This is a genomic window from Pirellulales bacterium (assembly GCA_033762255.1).
Lineage (GTDB): Bacteria > Planctomycetota > Planctomycetia > Pirellulales > JALHPA01 > JANRLT01.
The window spans coordinates 72,431-78,552 of sequence record JANRLT010000042.1; the positions used below are offsets into that span (position 1 = coordinate 72,431).

Annotated in this window: 6 protein-coding genes and 1 pseudogene; 4 read left to right on the plus strand and 3 right to left on the minus strand. The window is 51.9% G+C overall.

Annotated elements, in window-relative coordinates; all coding sequences use genetic code 11:
* Nucleotides 1-33: 33 nt before the first annotated feature.
* Together SFX18_12200 and SFX18_12205 are read right to left on the minus strand one after the other, a co-directional pair.
* Nucleotides 34-516, minus strand: a complete 483-nt coding sequence (locus SFX18_12200) for a putative toxin-antitoxin system toxin component, PIN family (protein ID MDX1963909.1) — start codon at nucleotides 514-516, stop codon at nucleotides 34-36.
* A gap of 2 nt (nucleotides 517-518) precedes the next feature.
* Nucleotides 519-770 carry a hypothetical protein gene (locus tag SFX18_12205; protein ID MDX1963910.1) on the minus strand — a complete coding sequence of 84 codons (252 nt, stop codon included), beginning with the start codon at nucleotides 768-770 and terminating at the stop codon, nucleotides 519-521.
* Between the two features lie 147 nt (nucleotides 771-917).
* Here SFX18_12205 and SFX18_12210 point away from each other — a divergent pair, with 147 nt between their 5' ends.
* The 4 genes and pseudogenes from SFX18_12210 (at nucleotide 918) to SFX18_12225 (ending at nucleotide 5,131) form a co-directional block, all read left to right on the plus strand.
* Nucleotides 918-1,211: a hypothetical protein gene (locus SFX18_12210; protein MDX1963911.1), complete on the plus strand. Its 294-nt coding sequence runs from the start codon at nucleotides 918-920 to the stop codon at nucleotides 1,209-1,211.
* A 406-nt stretch (nucleotides 1,212-1,617) separates the two neighbouring features.
* Entirely contained in the window at nucleotides 1,618-2,271 is a 654-nt protein-coding gene (locus SFX18_12215; protein ID MDX1963912.1) for a DUF1353 domain-containing protein, read from the plus strand.
* 976 nt (nucleotides 2,272-3,247) lie between these two features.
* The gene (locus SFX18_12220; GenBank protein MDX1963913.1) at nucleotides 3,248-3,715 is read left to right on the plus strand and encodes a DDE-type integrase/transposase/recombinase; all 468 of its coding nucleotides are present in this window, start codon (nucleotides 3,248-3,250) and stop codon (nucleotides 3,713-3,715) included.
* A gap of 249 nt (nucleotides 3,716-3,964) precedes the next feature.
* Nucleotides 3,965-5,131 (plus strand): annotated as a pseudogene (locus SFX18_12225) (ISAs1 family transposase).
* Between the two features lie 460 nt (nucleotides 5,132-5,591).
* On the opposite strand, the gene SFX18_12230 reads toward SFX18_12225, so the two are convergent.
* A complete protein-coding gene (locus SFX18_12230) occupies nucleotides 5,592-5,978 on the minus strand; it encodes a hypothetical protein (GenBank protein MDX1963914.1) in 387 nt (128 codons plus the stop codon).
* Between the last annotated feature and the right edge of the window lie 144 nt (nucleotides 5,979-6,122).

Genomic DNA, 6,122 nt, shown 5'->3' on the forward strand with positions numbered 1-6,122 from the left:
GCCCGCACGCCGCCGGCCTCATTTTTAGCTTGTTTACTTGGGAGGAGGGATCTCTCCGAGGATTGCTAAAAGTTGCACGGGCGTCAGGACTGCCAGGTCCGGAAACCGAGCATGAAAATCGCGTCCTTCAGGCGTCAAGATGTCAGCCAGCGATAGCAAATCTTTGTCCCGCGAAACAATCAGCTTCGCCCCCGCCGCCAACGCGAGATCGACGTAATGGGCGTCGTCCGGGTCCCGCGGAAACTCAAAAACGCTCGGCACTGTTTCTACCAAAACCGCCGCAGTCGTTAACTTTTCAAAAAACTCCTCCATAAGCTCAGCCGAGAGCCGATATTTGGCGACAATCTTGGTCTCGGCTGTCAGTTCCCGTAGCTCCGCAAGGACATACTCGGACACAAACAAGTCCACGCGCTGGACGGCTGCCAAGTTGAACAAACGACCTGCGGGACCGGTAGGACTGATCAAAGCTTGAAAAAAGACGTTACAGTCGAAGACGACTCTTTCGTGGTCGCGCATGGCTAGGCAGTCCGGCGCTGACGCCGCAGGTCGTGCTTGATTTGTTCAAAGAATTCGACCGCGTCATCCTCGGTTTCGCCGAGCTCTTGGAGGCGCTCGGTAATCGGCAAGGCGAGCTTGCGGAGCCGTGCCAACGGATCAACCGAATCAGCCACGGCTTGCAGGATAAATTCTTCCGGCGAGGCACCGCGGGATTTGGCGGCATCCGCGACTTGGGCGGCGAGTGGTTCGGGGATTTCGACGTGTAGAGGCATAAGGGAACTCCATATTCAGTGTACGCTGCGCGGAGCGGTCAGGTCAAGATGGGGTTTCGGCGGCCGAATGGGCGTTCGCTGGGAGTCGATTTCGGCTTGCGCCCTGCCCGCCACTCAGTGCAGCAGAAAGTCCTTTTTTTCTCATACATGTCAGCTACCCATACCAAATCGAGTCGTTCCAGTAAAACCACTGAGAACCGACCCATCCATGAAGTCCGCAGGGGACGAATCAAAGCCGCGATCTGGGAAAATGAAACCACCAGCGGCACTCGTCACAACGTGACCTTTATACGGATTTATCGCGATGGTGAAGAATGGAAGTCCAGCGATAGCTTCGGACGAGATGATTTACCACTCGTCATGAAAGTCGCTGATCTGGCACACACTTGGATTTATCAACAATTCCAAGAGAGTGCGAAAGCGGAAAAATCGAACAGCTAATCACTGTTGGGGTTTTCAGAGAGGGTTCATTGTGTTTGCACCACCACCTCTCGCTTTACTCAACACGGTTTTTTATCTATTTTCAAGGGGGACATTGATGTACTACATCCTGTGCATTGATTGCGGAGGCCTCATCGTAATCCCGGCGGATGCAGTCGGATTCGAGCGAACTGCTCCTTGCAATGTTGTCGCTTGTGACATTTGCATAGTCAGCTTTGACTATGCCGATGAGTAAGTCCAACTGCTGTAGGATTTTCAATTACGGTTTTTCACTTTATCCCGCCGTCCACCAGACCTGTGGGCATATTTCCGCAGCGATCTTCGCTCGATACTTGACAAGACATTGTCCGGGCATTGAAATTAGTGAGATACTTTCCAGCACACTCCATTCTGAAAGGGCAGATCAATGAAGCTGTTTTGGGCTTTCTTCCTTGGACTGGTCATTGGTGGCTTCGCTGTACAGTCATATTACACGCTTATTCCTTCAACTGAAATATTTGGCGCTTTTCAAGGCCAGGTCGAAACGATTTGGCTCGATGATGCCGAAGATCGCGAAATGGAGTTACTCAGCAGTTTTAGTTACATCGACCCAGCGAATAAAACTTGGATCGCCAAGAAAGGCGATAAGATCAATGGAGCCAGTATTCCGCAGGTATTTTGGACAATCATCGGCAGTCCCTATGACGGAGCCTACCGCAAAGCGTCGGTAATTCACGATGCGGCTTGTACTTACAAGACGGAACCCGCCAAGGAAGTACACCGAATGTTTTACTACGCTTGTCGCTGTGATGGCCTGAGTGAAAGTAAAGCAAAGGTGATGTACTTTGCTGTCAAGCAGTTTGGGCCCGACTGGCAGTTAGTCGCTGAAACCCGAACAGTAATGTCAAACGGAAAAGAAGTGACACTTACCGTGAAGAAACCAGTACAAATGACAAAAGCGGCTGCTGATGAAGCTGATCAACTTGAGCAGATGAAAGCTGCTATCAAGTTGATTGAATCTAAGAATCCCAGCTTAGAAGAACTTGACCAACTGAATGCAGCGGAATTGCCAAAACCGTAGATGCAATTTCGCCAGAAATGGCGGCTTTGTAATATTCCCAAGGATGGTGCCATTTTCTGCGTAGCCAGCCCCGTCCAGGGAAATTGCTGGCGGTCGATTTCGACCGATGTGTCTACGCGGAAATTGTTTGACTTTCTGACCGAATATACGTGGCTTGAAATCTTGCTTGAAGTCAGTTTTTGTCTGTCCAGCGGACGAGACTCCGCACAAATCCGATCACATAGGCAAGTGTTGTTTGTGGGCGGGAAAACAGGGGACACTTAGGGGTGAGGGGACTTCGCTAACTTTCTCCCCATGCCCAACCCTTAACGAACCGATTCTCTGTTTTGGGAAATCCTAAGTGCTGAATTAGCCGGTACTTCCAGAATTCAAGATGGTTTCGGTCTTTCGGACAGCGAAACCGACGGGTTACAAAACCAGTCCAGGCTAGTTAACAACTATGACGAGCGCGCGAGCGCTCTCGTGCAGGCTTTAGTGAGATTCTTCGCTGCCCCCTACCTCTGCCGGATGCTCCCATCCCAATCCTGTTCGGCACGGAATGCTGGCGCTCATCGGCGAGTTACATACGATCGAGCGGGTCGCGAAAGAGCGCGCGAATACGTAGCAAAAGCTGCCACGCAACCAACAACACGCGCGGATTGCCGCCGCACGCCAAGAGCACAGCGTGGAGTTAGCCGCGGTTCGCGAGGATCAGACGTTAGGCCAGCTTTCAAAGCGTTATGGTGTTTACCCGGCGCAAGTATAGGCTTGGAAGCAGCGGTTGCTGTAGCAAGCTAGTGAGCTGTTTGCCGATGGTCGGCGAGCCAAGCAGGAGGGTCCGAACGAAGCGGAGTTGTACGAAGAGATTGGTCGCTTGAAGGTCGAGTTGGAATAGCTTATAAAAATAAATTCAACACTGACACCTAACCATAAACGGAGTGAGATCGAACCGGAGCTAGCGGAATTGAGTGTGCGTCGGTAGTGCGAATTGCTGGAGTTGCCGCGTTCGACGTACTACTACGAAGTGGCCACGGAGACAGCCGAGAACCTGGCCTTGATGCGGCGGATCGACGAGCATTACCTGCGGACACCTTTTTACGGCAGACGTTGCATGGCGTTTGAACTGGAAGTGAATCGCAAGCGTGTACAACGCTTGATGCGGGTGATGGGCATCGAAGGTCAAGCGCCTGGTCGTCGCACGTCACAGGCCACGCCAGGTCACAAGGTGTATCCGTATTTGTTGCGGAATGTCGAGATTTTGCGGCCTAATCACGTGTTGAGCACGGACATCACGTATGTGCCACTGAGCGATGGCTTCATGTATTTGACCGCCGTGATGGATTGGTTTAGTCGGCACGTGTTGAGTTGGCGTTTGCCAAACACCTTAGCGGGAACCTTTTGTTGTGAGGCACTGGATGAAGCGTTGGAGAACTTTCGCCCACCAGAGATTTTCAATACCGATTAAGGTTCCCAATTCACGAGCTTGGCCTTCACGGGCCGATTAACAAAAGCCAAGATCGCGATCAGCTTGACCCTCAAGCGGGTACCTCGCCGTGGGCGGGCCTTGGACAACGTGTTCATCGAACGGTTGTGGCGCAGCGTGAAGTACGAGAATATTTACCTGCGCGATAAGAGTGGTTTGATTAGAAAGGAGGCATTCGTGTTTTGAGTTTGCCTCTCTTTCTTCGGAGTGAACGTCGTGCCACGCATCTCAATCAGGGAAGTGGAATTGGTCGAATCCGACGTGGTTTCGATTCGCGATTACTTTGGCGATTTGCCTGACCAGCGTTCATCGATCAACCGCAAACATCTGCTGGGCGACATCCTGGTGATTTGCGTCTGCGGCGTGTTGGCCGGGGCCGACGGTCCGATCGGGATCGGTCAGTGGGCGAACAGCCACGCCGCCTGGTTGAAAAGCGTGCTGCCGCTGCCCCATGGCGTCCCCGCGCACGACACCATCGGCCGCGTGCTGGCCGCGCTCAAACCGGCGGCCTTTCAACGCTGTTTCGAGACCTGGATTGCCAGCCTCCGCCCAGGACTGGTTACGGAAAACTCGACCGACCGCGAGCAAGTCGCCATCGACGGCAAAGTCCTCCGCCGTTCGCATGATCGGAAGCACGGGCTGGAGGCGCTGCATTTGGTCAGCGCCTGGTCGGTCGCCAACGGGATTAGCCTGGGCCAACTGGCCACCGCCGACAAATCGAACGAAATCACCGCGATTCCGCTGCTGATCGAGCAAACGCAATTGGCCAACACGATCGTCACGATCGACGCGATGGGTTGCCAAACGGACATCGCCGCCGCGATTTGCAATGCACAAGCCGACTATGTGTTGGCGCTTAGAGGGAATCAGGAAAAACTCTTCGCAGCGGTCCGCGACCATGCCTTAGAACAGATCGTACTGCCCGCCACTCAGGCCGAATTTCAGACGACACAAGTGAACGTCAAAGGCCACGGCCGAATTGATGAATTGACGTACTATCAATTCCCCGCGCCAAAGACCTTGCCGGGATTCGAGAATTGGGCCGGACTCGCCACGATTGGCGTGGCGGTGCGGATCAGCACACGGGGCGACAAAGTCAGCGACGAGTGCCGTTACTTTCTCAGTTCGCTGCCGCTGGACGTGCGGCAATTTGCCCGCTGAGTCCGCGGCCATTGGGCCATTGAGAACGGTTTGCATTGGTCGCTCGACGTGACGTTCCGCGAGGATGAAAGCCGCGTCCGCGACCGGCACGCGGCCGACAATTTAGCCTGGCTCAAACGCTTCGCCATCAGCCTGCTCAAACAACAAACTGACAAGAACAGCATTGCCATGCGACGCAGAATGGCTGGCTGGAACGTCAATTACTTGACGCAAGTCCTTGCTCTGAATATCACTTAGTCTGCGCTTGCCCTGAGTTCCTCCCCGACGTGTGGAAGAATGAAGACGCCGCCGAACCCATGGCTACCGAACCGTCCGCATAATACTACATTCTTATCCGACCCTGCACATCGCGGAACGGACACGTTTTCACTAACCATTTTTGTTGCAAAAGTCACGCGATTATTTTTGGCATAGAGCGGGACACAATCAAGCTAAGCTGGAAGATAGAAATAATCCGGCAAAGGGGCAGAAAACCGTTCATAGATAAGCTCAAGCGGACTATGCCCAGATGCAATTTCTTGCCGGTGATCCGCACTTCTGGCTGGACATGCCACGGACTTACCGAGGCTGAATTGCGCTTGGCAAGGAATCGCTTCTATCCGTCGTGCAGCCCAGGAACAAACTCCTGCGGTGACAGTTTGCCGAGTGATTTGCTGGGGCTAACCGCTGATTTATGTTAAAATTGCTTTTAGTGATTCTATTGTATATGATCAGGTAGAAAATCTATGCCATACCATATCGTGTAAATTATAATTCCGTCGACATGCATGCTTGCTAACTTTGGCTTGCGATTGTCAATTGTAAAGCGAAATCTTGCGATTTTGACCGCCTTGGCAATTCTATAACCACATAAAACTTGCTCAAGTGTAGCTGGTTCAATGCTAATAACACTAATCGATGCCCATCCATTTTCTTTTGGCAGGTATACCATTTCGTTTGATGCTACGAGAGTCATGTAATTAACTACAACACTAGGCCATGTCAGATAAAGCATCGTCATCACAAACAACAAACCCGCAAACACTACTAATGCTTTTCTGTTATCTACACACAATGACCTACACAATGCGGCATACAGGTTCATGTTATTGTATGATCTCCATTCCTGCCAATTGCGCCCAGTTTTTTGGATAATCATCGTTTTTGTACGGAACAACAATTACACTTGTCCTAAAACTTCCAAGTCCAATCTTAGGTGCAATAATATCTGCCTTCCATCTTATTGTTA

Excerpts from the sequence above, each read along its gene's own strand:
- SFX18_12200 (MDX1963909.1), bottom strand. The coding sequence starts at position 516 with ATGCGCGACCACGAAAGAGTCGTCTTCGACTGTAACGTCTTTTTTCAA.
- SFX18_12205 (MDX1963910.1), bottom strand. The coding sequence starts at position 770 with ATGCCTCTACACGTCGAAATCCCCGAACCACTCGCCGCCCAAGTCGCG.
- SFX18_12210 (MDX1963911.1), top strand. The coding sequence starts at position 918 with ATGTCAGCTACCCATACCAAATCGAGTCGTTCCAGTAAAACCACTGAG.
- SFX18_12215 (MDX1963912.1), top strand. The coding sequence starts at position 1,618 with ATGAAGCTGTTTTGGGCTTTCTTCCTTGGACTGGTCATTGGTGGCTTC.
- SFX18_12230 (MDX1963914.1), bottom strand. The coding sequence starts at position 5,978 with ATGAACCTGTATGCCGCATTGTGTAGGTCATTGTGTGTAGATAACAGA.